This is a genomic window from Paenibacillus sp. MMS20-IR301 (assembly GCF_032302195.1).
Lineage (GTDB): Bacteria > Bacillota > Bacilli > Paenibacillales > Paenibacillaceae > Paenibacillus_AQ.
Window position 1 is genome coordinate 7,071,264 of the sequence record NZ_CP135275.1, and the last position, 21,664, is coordinate 7,092,927.

The following is a 21,664-nucleotide window of genomic DNA, read 5'->3' on the forward strand; positions in this document are numbered from 1 at the left end:
CGCAGCTTAGTTGTTTAACAGACTGCCGCAGGATTCCCGGATAATTAATGCCGGCTCCACGACAAAGGAGCCGCCTTCTGACTGATTATTAATCAGATCGAACAGCATGTGGGCTGCGAGCACACCCAGGCGCTCTTTGTTCTGGCGGATCGTGGTCAGCGTAGGGCTGGTATAGCGGCAGGCTTCAATATCATCGCAGCCGATGACCGCAATATCCTGAGGCACACGGAGGCCATGCTCCTTCAAGGCACGGATAGCGCCCAGGGCAAGCAGGTCTGAGGCGGCAAAGATCGCCCCGGGCAGATGTCCGTTTGCAATCAGCTGTTTCATGGCCGCGTAACCGCTGGGCTCGAAGAAATCATCGCCATGCACGAACCACCCGGGATGCATCGTCAGGCCGAAGCCGGCAATGGCTTTGACATATCCTGCTTCGCGGCGGCTGGAAATATCCGATTCAGCTGTACTGCCGATGAAGCCAAGCTCCCGGTGTCCAAGCAGGTAGAAATGCTCGACCACTTTGGAGGCAATCTGGTAATTATCAGACATCACATAGCCGGACTTCTTGCCGGTCAGCTCCAGATCCACGCCGATGCAGGGAATATTGCTCATATCCAGATTGCGGATGGCAGGCTCCATCTTTTGCCCGGAGATAATGACACAGCCGTCCACATGAAAATGCAGACAACGCGAGAAATAATCGCCGCTGCTGATGAACTTTTCGTTCGAGAAGAAAATCAGATCATAACCGAGCACCCCCATCTGCTTCTTGAATGAATTGAGCACCTCCACAAAAAAGGGATGGGTAAACTCCACATTCAGCTCACCGGCAAAGATCACCCCGATCAGATTAGACTTCTTGGTAGCCAGCGTCTTAGCGGAGCTGGAGGGAGAGTATCCGGTTTGTTTGATAATCTCCAGCACTCTTTTCTTCGTTTTGTCGGAAACATCGCTGTAATTATTCATTATTTTTGAAACGGTGGACACGGAGACCCCGGCCAGTTCGGCAATTTGCTTAATATTCATTTGCATGCTAATGTCTCCCCCGCAGGATAGTTATAACAGGGCCTAGAGGATGGTCTAACGTGATTAATCCGGGTACAGACCTTTATTCCGGCACTCAGCTGTTGTTAAAAGCAGTATCTTCTAGAGTCTATTCAACTTGTCATAACAAGTCAAAGGTTTATTGCACTCAGGGCATAAGTATGGAGTTTTTCGAAACCGATTTCGATTTACGCAATGGACTAAGCCTGATCATGAGCTTGCAGGAAAGAAGAGAACGGATAACTAGAGGAGGCATAAACAGGATGAAGAGAAATAAGCTAGCGGTGCTGGCTTCTGCGCTGATCATTACCGGTCTGCTGTCACCGGCGGGAAGCGGGGCAGCAAGTGCCGAGCCTGTGCAAAGCAAGCCGGCAGCTGTGGCGGAGGGAACAGCCCCTCTGCAGACCGGAGTCTCCGCTGCTGTATCTTTGAAAGCGTTTACGGATGTGAAGGCGGAATATTGGGCGGCGCAGGCTATTGACCGCTGGAGCCGGAGCGGAGTCATCTCAGGATATGGAGACAATACGTTCCGGCCGGATCTGCAGGTAACCCGGGCGGAGTTCGCGGCAATTGTTAACCGTATCTTCGGTTATAAGGATACAGCTGCCGCGCTGCCTTCGGATATACCGTCAACTGCCTGGTATAAGAACGATATCGCCAAGGCGGCAGCAGCGGGATATTTAAGTGCCGGTGAGGATGGGCAGATCCGCCCTGCTGCTCAGCTGACACGCGGGGAGGCTGTGGTTGCCCTGCAGAAGATTGCCCGGCTGGAGGCAGGTAATCAGGCACAGACAGGGTACAGCGATCTGGCGGGTGCTGGCAGTGAAGTAATTGCGGCCGCAGCCGCGCTTACAGCAGGCGGTTATATTCAGGGTTATCCCGGCGGCTTGTTCAAGCCGGACGGACGGATCACCCGTGCGGAGCTGGCTAAGATTACCGACTTGCTGGTGAAGGAGCTTAAGTCCTCCGCGGGTGAAGCTGTATTAGGCACAGTGCAAGGGAACCTGGTACTGAACCATGAAGGAATTACACTGAAGAACAGTGTAATTGAGGGTAATCTGTATCTCACTGAGGGAATCGGTGAAGGAAATATTACGCTTGATAATGTAGAGGTGAAGGGTACGACCTTCATCCGCGGCGGCGGGGAGCATAGCGTAAGCCTGAATAACAGCACCCTGAACTCTGTTCAGGTGGCGAAGCCGGGCAGCCCGGTCCGTATTGTGGCAAGCGGAACAACCAGGGTTGGCACTGTACAGCTGAACTCCGCTGCCAGCCTCGAAGAAGCCGGCCTCACCGGAGAAGGCTTCGGTAATGTTGAGCTGTCCCTCCGGGATAAGCTTGTGAGCCTGAAGGGGAATTTCGGCGTGGTCGCTACTTCGGATACGGCCAGTGGTGTTACGCTGAATTTCTCCGGCAAGCTAAGCAAGCTCGTCTGGGGCACATCCGGCAAGATTGAGCTGCTGGATAAAGCGCAGATTGCAGAGCTGCTGATTAAGGCCGGCGCCAAAGGCCTGACGATTCAGGGCAGCGGCAGCTTCGGGCTGGTGGATAATCAGGCTGAAGGCGTTACTGCCGGGGCTATTGCGCTCAAGCAGGGCAGCCATAGTAATCTGAACCCGGCTGCACCGTTGGCCGGCCAGGCGCCTGCCGCAGGCGGCGGAGAGACTCCGGCTACAGCTGCGCCGACACCGACTCCAGCACCTACGGCTGCACCGACGCCGGTCCCAACGCCAGTGCCGACAGCAACACCTGCCGGTGAGATGTGGAGTCTTGTATGGAATGATGAATTCAATGATAATTCCATTGATCCGGCTAAGTGGACCTATGACCTTGGAGACGGAATGGCAGTCGGCAATCCGGGCTGGGGCAACAATGAGCTGGAGTGGTACACGAGCGACGCGAAGAACGTGAAGGAACAGGACGGCAAGCTGATCATCACCGCACACAAGGAAGCTGTAGGCGGTAAAGAATATACGTCCACACGGATCAAGACCAAAGGGTTATACAGCAAAAAGTACGGCAAATTTGAGATTCGGGCAAAAGCCCCGACAGGCAAAGGACTCTGGCCGGCGATCTGGATGCTGCCGGAGAATTACGAATACGGCAATTGGGCTGCCTCCGGAGAGCTGGATATTATGGAAGGCTGGGGCAGCCGCCCGCATGAGGTAGCCGGTACGATCCATTACGGCTCCCAGTGGCCGAACAATACACTGTCCAGTACAGAATATGTACTGCCGGATAATTCGACTATTGCGGATTATCACACCTATTCCATTGAGTGGGAGCCGGGTGAAATCCGCTGGTATGTAGACGGAATCTTATTCTCCACGAAGAACGACTGGTACAGCTTCAGCAGCGGCATGCCGGCTATGAATGCTTATCCGGCACCGTTCAACCAGAAGTTCCATCTGCTGATGAATCTGGCGGTAGGCGGCAACTTTGACGGTAATCCTACGGAGGATACGGTATTCCCGAGCTCCATGGAGATTGATTATGTCCGGATATATGAGCTGACCGGACGTGAATACCGTGAACCGGTACCGGTTCAGTTCGAGAAGGAACCATACCTGGAAGGGGCTAAGCTGCCGCTTGCAGACGGTAACTTCATTCATAACAGCGGATTCACTGAAACTGTAGAGGGCGATGCCGGGATGGGCATTCCGGATACAGCGCACTGGGTGCTGTATAAGGACGAAGGGGCAAACGCGGCGCTTACGCTGGAGCCGCTTGAGGGAAGTAATTTCCTTAAGGTGAACATCAGCAGCCCGGGCGGGAATTCTTATTCGATTCAGCCGCAGTCTATTGTCTCGGTAGCCAAGGGCAGATATTATAAGCTGAGCTTTGATGCCAAGACAGACACGGCGCGGAATATTGCCGTCCGGCTGACAGGCGGGGCGCAGCTGAACTGGCCGGCGTACTCACCGGCCTTCAAGGCTGATCTGACATCACAGCTTCAGCACTACGAGACTATGTTCCAAATGAAAGCCGATTCGGATAACGCAGCGCGGATTGAGTTCAATATGGGCACCAATGCTTCACCGGTCTGGCTGGGCAATGCGCGGCTTGAAGAAATAGACAGTATTCCGCTCGACCATGATGGTGCCAAAACCCCGCTCGGCAGCGGCAACCACCTCTATAACGGCAGCTTTGATCTGGGTGAAGCGGACGGCCGCAGCTATTGGCATTTCGCTGGCACAGGAGGTGCAGAGGTTAGTCCGTCTGTTAAGGAAGGCATATTGAAGCTTAATATTGCAGGCACCGGCGGTAAGGATGCCGATGTTACCATGCTGCAAAAAGGAATCTTCCTGGTGCAGGGTCATGATTACAGGCTGACCTTCAATGCTGACAGCTCATCCGCGCGGACTGCTGTAGCGGAGCTGCGGGGCAGTAACGGTTCAGTATATGCCTCGGAGACGATACAGCTTGCCGCAGGTGAGCATGAGGCTGAAGCCGTATTCAAGAATCTTGCCGGAGCCACGGATCGTATGGGGCAATTTGTGCTGCGGCTGGGCGGCACTGCCGGGACCGTGGTGCTGGATCAGCTCCTGCTGGTCCGCACCAGCTTCTATTATGATCCTGATATCGACTATTATCCGCTTAAGAACGGAGACTTCAGCAACAGCTTCAGCAGCTGGGAACGCCTGGTTACCGAGGACGGCGGCCAGAGCACTGCATCGGCAGCGGATGGGGCTGCGAAGTTTCATATTACGAATACCGGCAATCAGGCATACTCGGTGATGCTGTTCCAGAACGGTCTGAAGACTGCTGCCGGCTCGAAATACATCATCGGCTTCGATGCCAGCTCGAGTGTAGCGCGCGATATCAGTGTAAAGGCGGAGAACGGGGATAATTCGCCTTCGTACAGCACAATTGTGAAGCTGTCACCGGATAAAGCGCATTACGAATTCGAATTTACGCAGCTGACGAAGGATACCCTGTCACTGAAGTTCCTGCTCGGCAAAGTGGAGAACGTAAGCATTCTGCAGGCGCATGACATTGTGATTGACAATGTGAACTTTGAGGTCAAGGATGCTCCGGCCAAGCCGCAGGAGCTGATTGCCGACAGCACCAATAACCGGGTATCGCAGCAGATCGGGCTTACTTTTGCGGAGAAAGCGGAGTGGTCGGGTAAGATTAAGACGGTAAAGGTGAACGGAACGGCGCTTACGGAGGAGCAGTATGATATCGGAACCGGAAGCATTCTGATTCATGCATCTGTATTCCCGGTAGAGGACAGCTATAAGATCACCGTAGAAGCGGATGGATATGTCGGGTCATCAGTGGAGCAGTTCGTTCTGGCCAATGATGATAATCTGGTCTTCAACAGTTCATTTAATGCCGGTAATGCGGGGTGGTCAATCTGGAGCAATACAGCGCCTGCTTCTACCTTCAAAGTAACTGAAGGCGCAGCGGAGATTGGCATTGCTGCTGCAGGAAGCGACACCTGGAGCACCCAGTTCTTCCAGGAGAAGATCAAGCTTGAAGCCGGCAAAACTTATGAACTGAGCTTCAAAGCTAAATCAACGGTTCCGCGGCAGATTATTGTAGAGTACAGCGGGACTTCAGCTGCTACGCCTGCGAAGTTTGATATTACGGCAACCTGGGCTACTTACAGCGCACAGTTTACCGTAACCAATGACAGTCCGCTGAAGCTGAACTATCTGATCGGCAAAACCTTGGGGAATGACGGAACGGCAAATACAACTCCGCATGTCATCTCCCTGGATGATATTGTGATTAGAGAGGTTACAGGCGGTCCGGTCATCGATCCCCCTAGCGGCAGGCTGGATAATGGAACATTTGATGCCGAGCCGGCACTCAAGGGCTGGGAACAGTACTTCGACGGACCCGGAAGTGCGGCAGTCAAGAACGGGGAACTGGAGGTATCCCTGAATTTCACTGGAGGCAACAACTTCAGCGCCCAGGTCGACTACAGGAATTTGAAGCTTGTACAGGGCAAGAGCTATACGCTGACCTTCAAAGCCCGCTCAACTATCAATCGTCTGATCGAGCTTGCAGTCGAGCATTATGATGAGGGCTGGACCAAACATTTTGTACCGGCGGAGGCTATAGCTCTGACGGATGCGATGCAGACCTTCAGCTATACCTTCACCATGAACAACGCAACTGATGCCGGTGCGCATCTGGTCTACCTGATGGGAAAGATTGCCGGCAACAGCGCTGAAACCAACACAGCCATCGAAGCAGGCAACCTGATCTGCATCGATGATGTCAGTCTGGTGGAGAATCCGTAAGGATTGTATTGATATTGCAGTCAATAGAAACAGCAGCACGCAGAGCATGATAAACGGCCGTAATCCTTGAGAAGGATTACGGCCGCTTTTGCATTTTAGGAATCAGGAGCGAAGGTGTATCATTACATGCTTAGCGTTACGGACTGAGGAGACGTTAAATTGCGGGAAAGCAGCTGAATTCGCGCCTTAAACGGACACCAGTGAAGTTATTTCACTAGAAGAGTGGAGATAGGCATGAAAAAACGGTGAATAAGAGCTGTGATGTCCGCAAGGGCAGAAGGAAATGAGTCTTACTTGCCCCGGCCGGGAAAAAAATCCTGGGATTTGCTTGAAGCTAATCTTCTTTAGGGATAAAGTCAAAAATCTTGCCCGTCTCCAGGGCTTCAATCAGCTTCAGCAGCCAGCGGTAGTATTTGATGGCTTCCTCAATCTTAGCCTCATCGGTCTGCAGTAAGCGTTCGATGCCCGGCTCCTCACTATATTCGCTCTTCATCTGGCGGATTTCGGCCAGGGAGCGGTTAAGCGCAGTCATATTGCCCTCGACGGCTTTTCTCCACTTAATAGAGAAGTAATCACTGAAATTCTGATGCCAATCGGGAACAACCTCGAACAAATCCTTGCGCGTGCCTTTTCCCCAGACTTTATCAATCATCTTCAGATCCAGCAGTGTGCGTACCCCGGTGCTCATCGATGTCTTGCTCATGCCCATGGTGCGGCTCAGCTCATCCAGCGTGACCGGGCCCTGATTGAAGTACATATACCCATATAAATGCCCGATGGACAAGGTAATTCCGTATAAGTCCATATTTTTGCCGATGGAATCAATTACCCGCTCGCGGGCTTTGCTGATTCGCTCTATTTGCTCGGGCAGAAGCCCATCTAAATCGTTCATGATGTCCCTCCTGAGGATTAAGCTTACAGATACAAACCTCTCCAATGTATTGTAATCAAATCCCTAGTAATAAGTAAAGAATTCAACCGGAACGGAATTTGGCGTTAAACGGAGTATTCTATACGTAAAGTTCGTAAAGTTAAAACTGTACACTAATTTTTTAGCGAATATGAGCTTTGCATGACTTTTCACAAGTCCGTTACACTAGTTCAGGAGAACTAACCTGAGAACTTAAATGGAGAGAAGGAGGTCACCATGGCAATTATAGAGGTGAAACAGCTTACCAAAGTATTCGGTCATGATGCAGTACGGGCACTTCCATTATTAGAACAAGGCTGGTCCAAAGAGAAGATTGCCCGGGAAGTGAAGCTGACAGTTGGAGTCAATAAGGCTGAGTTCAGCATTGAAGAAGGCGAAATATTCGTCATTATGGGCTTATCAGGCAGCGGGAAGTCGACGCTTGTCCGGTTACTGAACCGGCTGATTGAGCCTACCGGAGGCCAGGTCCTGTTCAAGGGCAAGGATGTGGTCCGGATGAATCCTGAGCAGCTGAGAGAGTTCCGGCGCAAGAACATCGGGATGGTGTTTCAAAAGTTCGCATTATTTCCGCACCGCACAGTGCTGGCTAACGCTGAATACGGGCTTGAGGTTCAAGGTGTGGAGAAGAGCAAGCGCACACAGCTTGCTATGGAGGCCCTTGAGCTGGTAGGCCTGAAGGGCTGGGAGAACCACCGCCCGGATCAGCTCAGTGGCGGCATGCAGCAGCGTGTCGGCCTGGCCAGAGGCCTGGCCAATGATCCGGATATCCTGCTGATGGATGAAGCGTTCAGCGCGCTTGATCCGCTGATCCGCAAGGATATGCAGCAGGAGCTGCTGGAGCTGCAGGCGAGAGTAAAGAAGACGATAGTATTCATAACGCATGACCTGGATGAGGCGCTGCGGATCGGCGACCGGATTGCCCTGATGAAGGACGGCGTGATCGTCCAGATCGGCTCGCCGGAAGAAATCCTTATCCAGCCTGCGAACAAATATGTGGAGCGCTTCGTGGAGGATGTCGATTTGTCCAAGGTGCTCACCGCTGCACATGTGATGCGCCAGCCGGAGATGATCCGTCCGGAACGCGGCCCCCGGGTGGCCCTGCAGCTTATGCGGGACAGCGGGGTGTCGAGCCTCTATGTGGCGGATAATGAGATGAGGCTGCAGGGTGTGCTTACGGCGGATAATGCAGCGCAGGCGCTGAAGGAGAACCGCAGCATCCTGGAAGTGATGCAGCGGGAAATTCCCCGTGTTCATCCGGATACGCTGCTGAATGATCTGTTCGAGCTGATGTCCGGGACTCATCTGCCGGTCGCTGTTGTTGATGAAGGGAACAAACTGAAAGGTATTGTAATCAAGGGGGCTGTCTTGTCCGCACTTGCCGGCAATGCGGTTCCGGAAGGAGGTGCAGCTTCATGAATCTTCCCAAAATCCCCCTTGGCAAGGGCGTAGAATGGCTCGAAGACTGGCTGACGGCTTATTTCGGCCCTTTATTTGATTTCATTCATGCGGTAATCGGCGGAATGGTAAGCGGCATTAATGCAGCGCTGACCTTCCTGCCCGCCATTGTATTAATCATTCTTATTGCTGCACTGGCTTATTGGATCGGCAAATGGCGGATGGCGCTGTTCGCTGTCGTAGGGCTGCTGCTGATTGATAATCTCGGATTATGGGACCCTTCGATGCAGTCACTGGCGCTGGTGCTGACGGCTTCACTGCTGGCTGTAATCATTGGAGTGCCGCTGGGTGTGCTGTGCGCACAGAGCCGGACATTTCAGAACATTGCGACACCCATCCTGGACTTTATGCAGACGATGCCGGCGTTTGTCTATCTGCTTCCGGCGGTATCCTTCTTCTCGCTGGGTGTAGTTCCCGGCGTCATTGCTTCTATTATATTCGCGATCCCGCCAACGATCCGCTTAACGAACCTCGGAATCCGCCAGGTCTCACCGGAGCTGGTAGAGGCTGCGGATGCCTTCGGCTCGACGGCAAGCCAGAAGCTGTTCAAGCTGCAGCTGCCCATTGCCCTCCCGACCATTATGGCCGGTATCAACCAGACGATTATGCTCTCGCTGTCGATGGTGGTTATCTCGTCCATGATCGGTGCCCAAGGGGTCGGGGCTTATGTGTACCGTGCGGTATCACAGGCCAAGACCGGAGCGGGCTTCGAAGCAGGGATTGCCATTGTTATTATTGCGATATTGCTGGACCGTCTGACGCAGAAGCTGTTCAAACCTAAAACTCAAGGATAAGGAGTGTTTAATATATGTTTAATTTCAAAACAAATAAGTTTGCCCGTCTGAGCCTGGTTATACTGCTGCTGGCCGTTACGGTGATTGCCGGCTGTTCGTCTAACAATAAGGACACTGTGAAGCTGGCTTATGTTGCCTGGGATTCCGAAATTGCCAGTACGAACGTTGTGAAGGAAGTACTGGAATCTAAGCTGGGCGTTACGGTGGAGATGCTGCAGGTCGATGCCGGACCGATGTGGGCAGGTGTTGCTGACGGCAGTGCCGACGCAATGGTCGCTGCCTGGCTGCCGGGTACGCATGCTTCCTACCTGGAGAAATACGGCAACGATATGGAAGATGCCGGCGTGAATCTGGACGGAACGAAGATAGGTCTTGCTGTTCCGGCTTATATGGATGTAAACTCCATTGAGGATTTGAACAAACCGGAAGTGGCAGCTTCGCTGGACAACCGGATTATCGGGATCGAACCGGGGGCCGGAATTATGACGGCTACGGAAACTGCGCTTGAAGCCTACGGACTGAGTGGCTATACCCTGCTGGAGAGCTCTTCGGCAGCGATGGCACAGGAGCTGCAGAAGGCTTTTGACAATAACGAACCGATTGTAGTGACCGGCTGGACGCCGCACTGGATGTTCGCGAATATGGATCTGAAGTATCTGGAGGACCCGAAGAATGTGTATGGCGGTGACGAGCAGATTCATACTATGGTGCGTACAGGCCTGAAGGACGATATGCCCGAGGTGTACACGTTCCTGAGCCAATTCAAGTGGACACCGGAGGATATGGCACAGGTGATGGTGAAAATTCAAGGCGGCGAGTCCCCTGAGGAAGCGGCCAAAGACTGGGTAGATAACAATGAAGCTAAAGTAAATGAGTGGCTGGCCGGTGTGGCAGATCAGGGATGATCTTCCACATCCCCTGATTTGGCAGTGGAGTTCGATGTGTGCTATGATTGAAAGAACATAGGCTACAATTCTGTAACTTGTACGCTAACGACTGTTCTTTACACCTACATATCATAAGCAAACTCATTTAATAAACACCCCGAGAGGGGTGTTTTTCTTGAAGATTAACGAATCGTCAAGCGTTAATATGCGGTTGCCTTATGTTCATAGTAAATCAGGAGACGGCTGCTGCAAGGAGTCAGGAAAGGAGAGAGCTCCATGACTGAAACCATTAATGCCTGGATTGACTGGCTGCTGCAAAGTCTTGGACTCAGCGGCCCGTATATCCTTTTCGCCACAGTACCGCTCGCGGTTCTGCAAAGTTTGTTCGGATTTTTCCCCTTGGCGATCCTGATTGTGCTCCATGTCTCCGTATTTAATGTAATCGGCGGGATGATTGTCAGCTGGATAGCCTGCAATATCGGGGCGGTCCTTGTCTATTTCCTCTTCAGGCGCTACCTGTTTGACTGGTTTGACCGGAAATGGGGCTATAAGCTGCAGAAGTATGACAAATGGCAGGTATACTTAGACCGTTACGGCATCTGGACACTTGTACTGCTCCGGACGATTCCGATTATGCCGAGCAATATCATCAACCTGATGTCGGCTGTGTCGCCGGTTAAGCCTGCTGCATTTATCTGGGGGACTGTGCTCGGCAATCTGTCTTATATCTGGCTGTTCGGCACGATCAGCTCCACGCTGATTGTCCCCCGGGAGGAATGGAACGGGTTCCTTGCCTGGTACGCGGTATTTGTGGTGATCCTGATTGCTATATTTGTCCGCCGCCACTGGGGCCATCTGCAGGAGGATAAGCGCAAGCGGCTGGGGTAGAGCAGAGCCTGCTGCGCTTTTACCAGCCCCTGCGTCTGCGCAAGGAAATAATATGTGCGAGATGATGCTTGCCGTGCCAGGCGTAGATGCCTATATTTCTGCCAATGGAGACTTCTCCTGATTCCGGATGAACAAATGTCTTGTCCATATCTGCAGGAGTCAAGTTGTGTAAAAGCTTCGTCCAGCGGGTGTGCAAGGCTTCCAGAAGCACAAGTGAAGTCTCGATTGGCAAAGTATAGTCAGATAATTCCGCCCACTCCGTTTCGTTATAAGGCTTGATGGTAGGACGTTCTTCTGTAAGAGCTAATTTGAAACGGATGAAGGCATTCATATGGCTGTCTGCCACATGATGGATGACTTGCCGCACAGTCCAGCCCCCGGGGCGGTAAGCTGTTTCAAGCTGTTCCTGATTCAGATCTTGTACAGCAGACCTTAATAATCCCGGTAAAGCCCCGATTTCACTAATCCAGTTACTTGTAACACTGCCGGTAATTTCTTCATCAAATTGAAAAGTGCCGATCGGATATTTCAGATCCATTGGTGCCATCCCCCTTCTTGCAGCCCACTCAAATGAACCGCTATAGATATAGCTCTAATTCTACAACGAATTCTCCGGCACCTGTACCCCTGAATTGCGGCGGCCGGACAAGGAAACTTACCCCTGTGCCCCACATTGTGGGGTTATTTTGCCTGTCTCCCGAATAGCCTATAAGTATGGAGGCGGCTTGACCGCAGCATGTCGGGAGGGATTGCAGGGCATGGGCAGAATCAGAAAATGGGGGAACCGGAGAGCAGGCATGCCGAACCTTGGCCGTATCCGGCTGCCGGGACTCAGCTGGAGCGGGCTGGCGAGACCGGCCGGGTTCAAAGCTAAACCGTCTAAGGCTGCTGTATTCAGGCCGCCGGGATCAGGTGCACGGTTTCAGGCGAAGCCGTCCAGAAGCGGGGGGAGGCCGGCCAGCCGGGGAACGGGAGGCTTCGTGGCGAAGCCTTCACGGACAGCGGGGCGGCACCTGCAGGGGGAAACGCGCTACGAGAGTGTTCCGCCTGCAGGTGCCGGCGCTCCCGGCCAGCGAGTCTGGCGCAAAGCCGGCCGGGGAAGCGGCTCGCGGTGGTTCCATTTCTTCGGCGGCAGGCGGCAGGGAGGGCAGGGAGCGAACCCGGGGAAGGAGGCCAGGCCGCGCAGGCGCGGCAGATTCTGGCTGATCCTGAGCCTGGTGCTGATTCTGGGCGTGCTGCAGGGGCTGCGTTATGTGGAGCGGCATTTGAAGCCGCCGATTGTTCATCTGGCACAGATCCGCGTGAAGCAGATTGCTACGGAATCAATCAACAAGGCGATCACCTCACAGGTTGAGGACAGCGGAAGCGCTGAAGGCCTGATTGACTGGAAGACGGATCAGAGCGGCAAGATCTCCGGCTTCATGCTCAACTACAAGGAGCATATGCGGATTACCTCGCAGGCAGCGGAGGTCATCCAGTCCACCCTGCAGGAGCTGCAGAACCGGACGGAGCATATTCCGCTCGGCCAGGCGCTCGGCAGTCCGCTGATTGCCTCTTATGGTCCGGATATTCCGATCAAGATAGAGCCGCAGGGCGCAGTCAAGGTAGAGCTGAATACAAGGCAGAAGAATGCCGGCATCAACATGATTCTCGTAGAAGTGTTTATTCATATCGTTACCGAGGTAGCGGTTGTCGTTCCGTTCGATATGGAGCCGCAGATCGTAGATACGGAGATTCCGGTCTCGTACCTGATGGTCGTCGGCGATGTTCCGATGTACTATTATGACAACCAGGGCCAGCCTGTTGGCGAGAACGGCAGCAGTGCACCGGGCATTGCCATTCCGGCACCGTCACTGACCCCGGAGAAGAGCGGCGCGAATACGGAGGGTACAGCCCCCGGCGGCGGCAGCTCAAGCGGAAATATGAATACAGAAGAGAATAATCCACCCCCGGCAGGCAATAACTCCTCACCGTCCGCAAACGCCGGGAACAGCGGCGCTGATAATGGCGGCGGAGAGTAAAGGGATGTAAGAGTAGTAGAATAAATAAGTGGAAAAACTCCATCTGCTGTTGGATGAACCGCTGATTCTGGTAGCTTAGATTGAAAAACGGCACTTAATTTTAGCCGGATTTGCTTACTGCGGGGATATAGGCAGAATTAAGTAGCATAAATCCAATTAATTTCTGTAAAGCAAGCAAACCGGAAGGATTAAGTGGAGGAAATCCAACTATTGTACCTTGGAGGGCCAGGGGCAGCAATCTTGCGGGCCTTCGTGTCGTTGAAGAGATAATAAAAAAGACTGCCAGGAAGAATCCCAGGAACCCTAAGAGCCGCCGTGAATAGGCGGCTCTTCCTTTTGCGCAGGCATAGCCGTGCTTGATGCAGTTAAGAACAGCTTTCCTCCCGCACTCCGTCCACCTGCACAATCATAATCCACCAATCCAATATTAATGCCCTATGATTAAGCCGTTACGGCTTTTATAATTAGGGCAAAGCTGCGGCGAAGCGAAGCTGCAAACCAATATCGGGGGGCTGAGCATAGTGAGAATATTGATCGTGGATGATGAGCCCAGGCATCTCAGGGGGATGGTCAATCTGATTGGGCGTCTCCGGCCGGAGGACCAGGTAGCGGCAGCGAAGGATGGCTTGTCGGCTATGGAGCTGGTGAAGGCTCATCGCCCGGAGGCTATATTGACAGATATCCGCATGCCCGGCATGGATGGGCTTGAATTTCTGGAACGGCTTAAACAAGAGGGCATCACAACCAGGGTTATTATGGTATCCGCTTACAATCTGTTTGAGTATGCCCAGAAGGCGGTTCATCATGGCGCTTATGATTACCTGCTGAAGCCGGTGGAGATTGAGAAAATAGCGGATGTCTTAAGCCGGATCGATCTCCAATTAATAGCAGAGAAGAAGCAGCGGAGCGAGGAGGAGGAGCTGCAGCACCGGCTTAAGCTGTATGGGCTCCGACCCAGATTGGGCATAACGGCCGGCATTATCTGGTCTTTGCCTCGAATGATATTCAGCAGGACGGTGAAACCGGGGGGCTTGAGATAGCCGTCGCGGATTCCCCTGAAGGTCCATACCGAGGGTATCTGGGCAGGCCGCTGATTGGCCGGTTCATTCACGGCGCCCAGCCGATCGACGCTCATCTGTTCAAGGATGATGACGGCGGCATCTATCTGTATTACGGGGGCTGGGGACATTGCAATGTATGCCGGATGAATGAGGACATGACAGGCTTTGTCCCTTTCCCGGACGGGCAATTGATCCGTTCTATTACCCCGCCCGGTTATGTGGAGGGGCCGTGTATGATTAAGAAGGACGGCCTGTATTATCTGATGTGGTCGATGGGCGGGTGGACCAACGGCACGTACCGGGTCGCTTACGGCGTAAGCGATAATCCTCTGGGGCCGTTCGATAACAAAGGAACCATACTGGAGAAGCAGGAGCCGGTAGCGGACGGCCCCGGCCATCACGGATATTTGCATCTGCCGGACCGCGATGAATGGCTGATCGTCTATCACCGGAGAATCATTGGAGACCCGGAGCCGGGCAACCGGATGCTGTGCATCGACAAGCTGGAAATGAATGCAGGCGAGATCAAGCCGGTCATCATGACTGACGGGTGGTGAGCATGTCTGCAGAAATGGCAAAGCAGCCGCTGCGGAGCAAATCGGGTTAACGGACCCCGTGTCTGCTGAAAATGGCAGATGAAGGGATACCTGCACCATCCCGCTCATACACTATAGACAGCACAGTTTTGACTAATGGAGTGTGAGTCTGAATGTCTTATGAGGCGATGAATGCTTGGAATACGGAGACGGACGGGAGTGCGGCACAAGCGGTCAGGAATGAACGGCTTGCCGGGAGATACAGCTATCTGGAACGGGAGGGCCTGCTCCCGCTTCCTGTGCAGGGAGGCATTACGCTTGTAGTAGAACTGCGGCATGCCGGTTGGTCGGCAGAATGCCTGCGGCTGCTGCTTCAGCACTCCGGGCCGTCAGTCCGGCTGATTGCGGTACCGGTGACCGCTGATTTTCCGCTGCAGTCTTTGTCGGAGCAGTTCGCCGGGGAACCGGGGCTGCTGTTTCTTCCGTTTACCGGAGATCATTACAGGGTGAATGAGGCCTTGGCTTTTGCCGAGACCTCCTTTGTCGTGCTGCTGGAGGATTGTGTGATGGTGTCGCCCGGCTGGCTCGGGAACCTGTTGTGGCCGCCGGTTGATGATCCTGCAGTAGGCGTGGTGGCACCCTATTCTGCGTCGGAACGGGGAGAGGGGCAGCAGCGGCGGCATTTTGCCGGATATGGAGAGCTGTCAGCTTATGCGGGGCATTTGCGGGATAACCGGCAGGCTGACTGGAGTGCCCAGGAGGTGCTCAGCGGCTCTTGTCTGCTCATCGCCCGGGAGCTGCTGCTGAGAGTAGGGGGTTTAGATGCTTCGCTGGGCGGGCGGCGGCTGATCATAGCCGACTGGTGCCTGCGGGCTAGGCAGTCGGGGGCAAAGCTTGCCCTCAGTGCTCCGGTATATGTTCATGTTCTGCATCCGCTGGAGGCAGGGGCTGTGAACAGTGCCGGCAGCAGAGCCCGGAGTGAGGAGGAGCAGGCCTACCTCCGGAAATGGAATTTGCCGGAAGGCTCTGACGGCGGGGATACGCGCCTGGTCCCGGCGGACCTCGCGGCTTGTCCTGCACAGCCGTTCATTCCGCTCGGGCTGGATTCAGCCGCCGGTATGCTGGTTACAGCTGTGGTCTATTTCGAAGAGAACTGGACGGCAGCGGATTCCCGTGAACGCCAGCAGAGCCTGCAGGCAAGCCAGAGCTACGGAAATATCCGCTGGGTCTGGGTCAGGGACAGCTGGAGCCAGTCATTCCCGGAATTTCCGGTGCAGGAGCGGGATGCTGTGATCACCGTCCATGGAGAGCAGCCCTGGCTGCATGCGCTGGAGAATATTTCAGCTCTGTACAGCGGCGAAATTGTCGTCTACTTGTCTGCCTCTGCAGCATACGACAGCCAATATGTCGGGAGTATGGCAGAGATTCTGCAGCATAGCCGGGCAGATATTATCGTCAGCTCGGTTTATGCGGCAGATGAGCCGGGACAGCGTGCGGAGACAGACGGATATCCCGGCGCGCTTCCGCTTGAACGGACTGCGCACCGCAGCGGAATTACTCCGGGGAGGATCGTCAGGCGGGAGGGCTCCCTCCGCAGTCTGGTGCTGGCTCCTGACCCGGCGCTGTCGGTCGGCTATACCGGTGGGCTGGCAGAGAAGCCCGGTCCTGCCCGTCCGGCGGCTTTCAGCGGGGAGGGCGAAGAAGGATGAATTATATTGTGCTCAGCCATGTGGCCTGGGAGGATTATCCTTATAAAAGAATGCTGGAGCTGCTCCCGGACCGGGGCGAGGTCTGTTATGCCGGACAGCTGACGCCTGCCCAGCAGCTCCGCTGCGGGATCAGGCCCGTGACGCTGCCGGAGATCTACAGTATGAAGGCTGATGAATATACTTTGCTGGTCTCTTCCCCCTACTGGCTTCCGGATGTGCTTGCGCTTCAGCCTGCTTATACCGTTGCTCTGCTGGAATATTGCCCTGAAGGGGAGGACAGCAAGCTATGGGATAAATACAGCGCGCTGCTCGCGGCAAAAGCAGACCTCGTAGGCACCGCATCGGAACGGCTGTACCTGGAGCAGAATCTGCGCCGCAGCGGCGTGGTGTATTTAAGCGGAGACCAGCCGCTGTCTTACGGGCTGCTCCGCCGGGAGGAAGTGCTGTATTTCCTGGCTGATTATGAAGCCGTCTGGAACCGCGCGCTCATAGAATTATGGCAGCCGCCGCGAGCACCCGGGGAGGTGCCGGACTGGCAGGACATCCAGCGCCGGCACCGGGCTGAATTCTATATCTCGATGTGCGGGCTTATGCCGCAACAGCCTTCAGTGCATTACTTAGCCGCTTCTTATCTGTATTTGTGCGGCGATGAGTCAGCTGCGCGTTATCTGGCGCGCTCCTTCGAGCTGATGCTGCTGCATGATTATACGGATTGTCTGCACTCCCACTACCGATTCTTCTCAGCTGTTGAGACGAAAAAAGGTAATTTGGAGCTTGCGGTACAGCAATATGAGATTACCGCGTTCACGGCCGGTGAACGGGCAAGGGTTGCGTTAATGAAGCAGTGGCTGGACGGCGGCGAGGCCGGGCAGGAGCTGCTGCGGGCAGAGCTGTACAGGGTCAATGAGGACGGGGCGGCGGCCGTTGACATACTGAGCCGGCTGCCCGGACGGGAGGCCCGGGAGCAGCTGCTGCTGAATTATACGGGCACATCCGAGTGGGAGAAGGCGCTGCGGCTGTATGCTGAGCTGGAAGCCGGTGAAACGGGTGGTGCGGAGAATGCGGCATTGGCCGGAGGGGCGGCAAGTGGAGGTGGTACAGGAATTGTGGGAAGTGCAGTGAGTGTAGGAAGCACGGGGAGTGCGGGAAGTGTGGGAAGCGCGGGGAACATTATTCCTGCAGGCGGGCCGGCAGGGTTAAACGATGGGCAGCTGCCCGTAATGGAAGGGACGCTGCATCTGCTGTACGGCAGGCGTCATGAGGCGATCCGCAGCTTCCTGCGCTCGGCAGTGGCGGATCAGGGAGCGAGGCAGCTTTTTGCTGAGATGGCGGATCTGGAGGAAGCGGTGCAGCGGGTAAGGGGGAGGGCTAAAGGTGGCGAAGAGCAGACGTGAACCGCTGCGCAAAACCTCCGGCAACCGCCTGACGGCGATGATGCAGGTGCGCAACGAAAGCGGCCGGTATCTGGAGCAGGTGCTGGAGGAGCTGAGCGGATTTGTCGACGATATTGTAATTGTGGATGACGGCAGTACGGATGAGACGGTACGGCTGTGCCAGTCTTTTGCCAAGGTGAAGAAGCTGGTATCGCTGGAGAGCTCGGTCTTCGGACGCGAATGGGAGCTGCGCAAGACACTCTGGGATTTGGCGGTATCTACCGGCCCGGATTGGCTGCTCTCCGTGGATGCCGATGAATTCTATGAAGACCGGGCCAAGCAGGAAATGCGGCGGCTGATCGATCAGGATGCCTATGACTGGGTGGCCTTCCGGATCTACGATTTCTGGGGCGGTACGACCCATTACCGGGAGGATGAGCACTGGGATCTCCATACGAAGCATACACGCACGCTGATCCGTTATCTGCCTGATTTCTATTTCTTCACTCCGCAGATGGATCATCATGTTCCCCGGCTGCCGCTGTCGTACGCGGTCCTGCCGGGGTTCCTTGCCGAGCTGCGGGTGAAGCATTACGGCTGGGCCCTGGAGCCCGAGGCGCTGCGCCGTAAATACGACCGCTACATGGAGCTTGACCCCGAGGGCAGATGGGGCAGCCTGGAGCAATACCGTTCCATCCTGGATGCGCAGCCCCGCCTGGTGGAGTGGAGGGAGTAGGGGGGCGTGCGGCTTCGTTTGCTGGAGCGGTATGGGCAGGGGCTATGTGCAGTTTACCGTCTGCATTCAATAGCCCTAATTGGGGCTAATCTGTGTTTCACTTATACCGACGAAGCCGTACGCGCTACATTATCTTCATTCTCCTCATGGTCCTCCATTAGTGTTCAAACAGCGAGCTGGCACCCCTGATCCGTCCCTCGTATTTAGGGGATATCCTCACAAATACTCACTCCTTCGCAGGGTTTCACCGCGGTGGAACGGGGGAGAAATCGCCGTAAGCTGCCGGTGCAGATAGCTGAAATCAGGGGCAGAAATACCCCTAATATAACTAAAAGTGGACGATACGAGGCAAACAGGGGCAAAATCACCCTTATTATTCCTAAAAATGGGCGAAAAGAGGAAAATAGGGGCAGAAGTGCCCCTAATATCGCCAAAAGTGAGGAATAGGAGAAAATCAGGGGCAGAAGTGCCCTTATTTTTGCCAGAAGTGGGATATATAAGGGGATTAGGGGCTCTAGATTTTGCTAGAAGCAGGCTGATTCGGTCTAACTGTTGCTTGAGGTGCGGCAAAGCAGAGTAAGCAGGCTGAGGACCTGATGTGCATCAAGTTTCTATTTGGACCAAACTGTTGCGGCTAACTGACAGGAGGAAATGTTACTGTAAATAATTAGTTTTAGTGAGAAGCTGTGAGCATTACGAGTGACGATGGTAATATGATTGCATGTGTGTATCGCCGGGTTACGGACAGCTATATCGACCGGTGTTGTCGGGCTTCTTGGAGTGCGGATCTGACGAGCAGCAGCCAGGGGATGTTACCGGCAACGGGTGCGGTTAGCTGTCTCTGCGGAAATGCCTCTGCTGCAAGCAGAAGGTTATGATAGCTGATACCGATTGCTGCTGCAGTTCCGCCGGATTGCCGAAGTGTATGTTCGTCTGCCGGAGTCAGCTGAGGCATCAGCCCGCAGGAAGTAGACAGGGCTGCGTATAGCAGCCACTCGGCAGCATCGCCGGGCGAGATGTAATCATGAGCCTGCCTATCATACATAGCACACCACTGTATTCTAAAAGGAGCAGGTGCATGCAGCAGCCCATGCAGCAGGGGCTGGGGCAAGCGGCTCCACCTGAAGTGAGTTGTTCCGGTTAAGCTGTGCAGCAGGAGCAGATTATCCCAAGCACCTGCCTGGGCCAGCAGCTGGGCAGCATAAGAAAGGTCCGGGAAGCTTAACGGCTGCTCGGCGCTTTGCTCCGCTCCGGTCATATTCTGCAATAATGGACAGGCTGCATCTGCACCCGTCTGCCCGTTTGTCCGGGCGTTGAGACAGCCGGACGCGGGCGTTAGCGCATCCGGGCTGAGTCTGCTGCCCTGCGGAGGCTGGCATGCGGGCCCGCTGCCAGCTTGTTTACGGCTCCCTGCAGGGTAGCCGTCAGGGAGAGCCGTCTCCGGCTGCTGCGCCGCCGGAGACACCGGTGCCCCGCCTGCCGGCTCCGCCAGGCAGCGGTGCACAGCAGAGAGGCCGTGCCTGTGCGGCGCCAGCCTCTCCAGCCACAGTCCTGCTGCAGCGGTATCGCCGCTGCGGCAGGACAAGGCCCAGAGATAGCCGGACAGCCAGGGCTGCTCCGGCGCTCCCGGGAGCAGCCGTTCCAGCTGAACGGCTGCGGTGCAGGGCTGTTCCGGCTGCCGGAACAGCGTACCCAGCAGCACCTGGAGCACCTGCCGGACGGCTTCCGGCAGATGCGGTGCTGCGCAGAGCGCCGCCAGCCACCCGGCGGCGCGGGCATTGAGCGCGGCAGGCACCAGCCTGCTTAGCAGGTCAGGGGACAAGGAGGGGAGCAGCTGACGGGTGAAGACCGTCAGCCGCTCCTCTTGTCCCCCCAGCAGGCACAGCGCTGCAAGCTGTTCCCAGGCCGCGGGGGAGCCTGGCCTGCAGCGGATAGCCTGCTCATAATGACCGGCCGCTTCTTCGTACAGGAACAGCTTTTCGCAGAGCTGTCCGGCGGAGCAGCGGGTGCGGCTGGTGCCGCTGCCGGAGGAAGAGGGATATCTCCGGGCGGCGTCACCGCTCAGCAGCGCGGCCTGAAGCAGCTCGTAAGCCTGCGGGTAATTCCCTTGTTCCTCCAGCAGACCGGCGTAGCTCTCCAGCAGATCCGTGAAGTCTGCATAAAGAATCCGGCCCGCCTCATACACAGCAATGGCTTCTTCCGGCTTTCCGGCAGACTGAAGGGCGTAAGCCGTCTTCAGATATAAATCGGCTGTGTACCCTGAGCCGGCCGGAACCTGATTCAGCAACGGCAGCAGCACACCGGCGGCTGCGCCGTATTGCTCCTGCTGGTAATACTCTGTGCCGAGGGCGTATTTCAGTTGAATGTTATCCGGATCATGCTTCAGTGCGGCGCGGATCAGCTTCAGGTTGCGGCTGGCCTTATCCTTGCGCTGCAGCTCGCCGTCCAGATAACCGTAGTGATGAACCGGCAGGCCGGCATAGGCGATATGACCCTCAGGAAGGGCCCAGATACTGGAGGCTGCCTCTTCATGAATGCTGCCGCGGAAGTGGATGCGCTCATCATTGCGGAACAGCCGGCACACATGATCTGTAACATAATCCTCTCCGCCGGTACCCCCTACATAATGGATAAATGGCAGAAAATAACCCCAGGCTTCCGCCGCTTCCAGCAGCAGATTTACCTCCTCAGTCTTCCAGTCTGCAAGAACTTCATCGGCGTCCAGCACCAGAATCCAAGGAGAGGAGGCCGCGCACAGCGTCACGTTCCTTGCTTTGGAGAAGTCATGCTCCCAAGGCACCTCAATGACTCTCGCACCGAACCTGCGGGCAATCTCTATACTGCCGTCCGTCGAACCGGTATCCGCGATAATGATCTCCGAGACGATCCCCTGCACAGATAAAAGACAATTCTCCAGATGCTGCGCCTCGTCCTTAACAATCATACAGAGTGAGAGACCGGGTGTGTCCATACCTTA

At 55.0% G+C, this 21,664-nt stretch carries 15 protein-coding genes; 11 read left to right on the forward strand and 4 right to left on the reverse strand.

Going from position 1 to position 21,664, the window contains the following annotated elements:
- Positions 1-6 precede the first annotated feature (6 nt).
- Positions 7-1,023 (reverse strand): LacI family DNA-binding transcriptional regulator, encoded by a 1,017-nt coding sequence (locus tag LOS79_RS30410; protein WP_315414648.1) that lies wholly within the window; start codon positions 1,021-1,023, stop codon positions 7-9.
- A gap of 281 nt (positions 1,024-1,304) precedes the next feature.
- Here LOS79_RS30410 and LOS79_RS30415 point away from each other — a divergent pair, with 281 nt between their 5' ends.
- The gene (locus LOS79_RS30415; protein ID WP_315414649.1) at positions 1,305-6,296 is read left to right on the forward strand and encodes a carbohydrate binding domain-containing protein; all 4,992 of its coding nucleotides are present in this window, start codon (positions 1,305-1,307) and stop codon (positions 6,294-6,296) included.
- A gap of 334 nt (positions 6,297-6,630) precedes the next feature.
- Here LOS79_RS30415 and LOS79_RS30420 read toward each other — a convergent pair whose 3' ends face one another.
- Positions 6,631-7,188 carry a GbsR/MarR family transcriptional regulator gene (locus tag LOS79_RS30420; protein WP_315414650.1) on the reverse strand — a complete coding sequence of 186 codons (558 nt, stop codon included), beginning with the start codon at positions 7,186-7,188 and terminating at the stop codon, positions 6,631-6,633.
- A 255-nt stretch (positions 7,189-7,443) separates the two neighbouring features.
- Between LOS79_RS30420 and LOS79_RS30425 the strand changes: the two genes are divergently transcribed.
- The 4 genes from LOS79_RS30425 (at position 7,444) to LOS79_RS30440 (ending at position 11,251) form a co-directional block, all read left to right on the forward strand.
- Positions 7,444-8,643, forward strand: coding sequence for a quaternary amine ABC transporter ATP-binding protein (locus LOS79_RS30425; RefSeq protein WP_315414651.1), 1,200 nt, complete (start codon positions 7,444-7,446; stop codon positions 8,641-8,643).
- Positions 8,640-9,476: an ABC transporter permease gene (locus LOS79_RS30430; protein WP_315414652.1), complete on the forward strand. Its 837-nt coding sequence runs from the start codon at positions 8,640-8,642 to the stop codon at positions 9,474-9,476. Before LOS79_RS30425 ends, LOS79_RS30430 begins: the two co-directional genes overlap by 4 nt.
- A 14-nt stretch (positions 9,477-9,490) precedes the next feature.
- The gene (locus LOS79_RS30435; RefSeq protein ID WP_315414655.1) at positions 9,491-10,381 is read left to right on the forward strand and encodes a glycine betaine ABC transporter substrate-binding protein; all 891 of its coding nucleotides are present in this window, start codon (positions 9,491-9,493) and stop codon (positions 10,379-10,381) included.
- A gap of 258 nt (positions 10,382-10,639) precedes the next feature.
- A complete protein-coding gene (locus LOS79_RS30440) occupies positions 10,640-11,251 on the forward strand; it encodes a TVP38/TMEM64 family protein (RefSeq protein WP_315414656.1) in 612 nt (203 codons plus the stop codon).
- Between the two features lie 19 nt (positions 11,252-11,270).
- On the opposite strand, the gene LOS79_RS30445 is transcribed toward LOS79_RS30440, so the two are convergent.
- Entirely contained in the window at positions 11,271-11,789 is a 519-nt protein-coding gene (locus LOS79_RS30445; RefSeq protein WP_315414657.1) for a YfiT family bacillithiol transferase, read from the reverse strand.
- 664 nt (positions 11,790-12,453) lie between these two features.
- Here LOS79_RS30445 and yunB point away from each other — a divergent pair.
- The 6 genes from yunB (at position 12,454) to LOS79_RS30475 (ending at position 18,687) form a co-directional block, all read left to right on the forward strand.
- Positions 12,454-13,272, forward strand: coding sequence for a sporulation protein YunB (gene yunB, locus LOS79_RS30450; protein ID WP_315422527.1), 819 nt, complete (start codon positions 12,454-12,456; stop codon positions 13,270-13,272).
- Between the two features lie 521 nt (positions 13,273-13,793).
- Positions 13,794-14,312 carry a response regulator gene (locus LOS79_RS30455; RefSeq protein ID WP_315414659.1) on the forward strand — a complete coding sequence of 173 codons (519 nt, stop codon included), beginning with the start codon at positions 13,794-13,796 and terminating at the stop codon, positions 14,310-14,312.
- Entirely contained in the window at positions 14,276-14,890 is a 615-nt protein-coding gene (locus tag LOS79_RS30460; protein ID WP_315422529.1) for a family 43 glycosylhydrolase, read from the forward strand. Before LOS79_RS30455 ends, LOS79_RS30460 begins: the two co-directional genes overlap by 37 nt.
- 152 nt (positions 14,891-15,042) lie before the next feature.
- Positions 15,043-16,578: a glycosyltransferase family protein gene (locus LOS79_RS30465; protein WP_315414661.1), complete on the forward strand. Its 1,536-nt coding sequence runs from the start codon at positions 15,043-15,045 to the stop codon at positions 16,576-16,578.
- Positions 16,575-17,972 carry a hypothetical protein gene (locus LOS79_RS30470; RefSeq protein ID WP_315414662.1) on the forward strand — a complete coding sequence of 466 codons (1,398 nt, stop codon included), beginning with the start codon at positions 16,575-16,577 and terminating at the stop codon, positions 17,970-17,972. The genes LOS79_RS30465 and LOS79_RS30470 overlap by 4 nt, the downstream gene beginning before the upstream one ends.
- Entirely contained in the window at positions 17,953-18,687 is a 735-nt protein-coding gene (locus LOS79_RS30475; RefSeq protein ID WP_315414663.1) for a glycosyltransferase, read from the forward strand. The genes LOS79_RS30470 and LOS79_RS30475 overlap by 20 nt, the downstream gene beginning before the upstream one ends.
- A 748-nt stretch (positions 18,688-19,435) precedes the next feature.
- Here LOS79_RS30475 and LOS79_RS30480 read toward each other — a convergent pair.
- Complete coding sequence (locus LOS79_RS30480) at positions 19,436-21,658, reverse strand: tetratricopeptide repeat-containing glycosyltransferase family 2 protein (protein WP_315414664.1); 2,223 nt, start codon at positions 21,656-21,658, stop codon at positions 19,436-19,438.
- Positions 21,659-21,664: the final 6 nt, after the last annotated feature.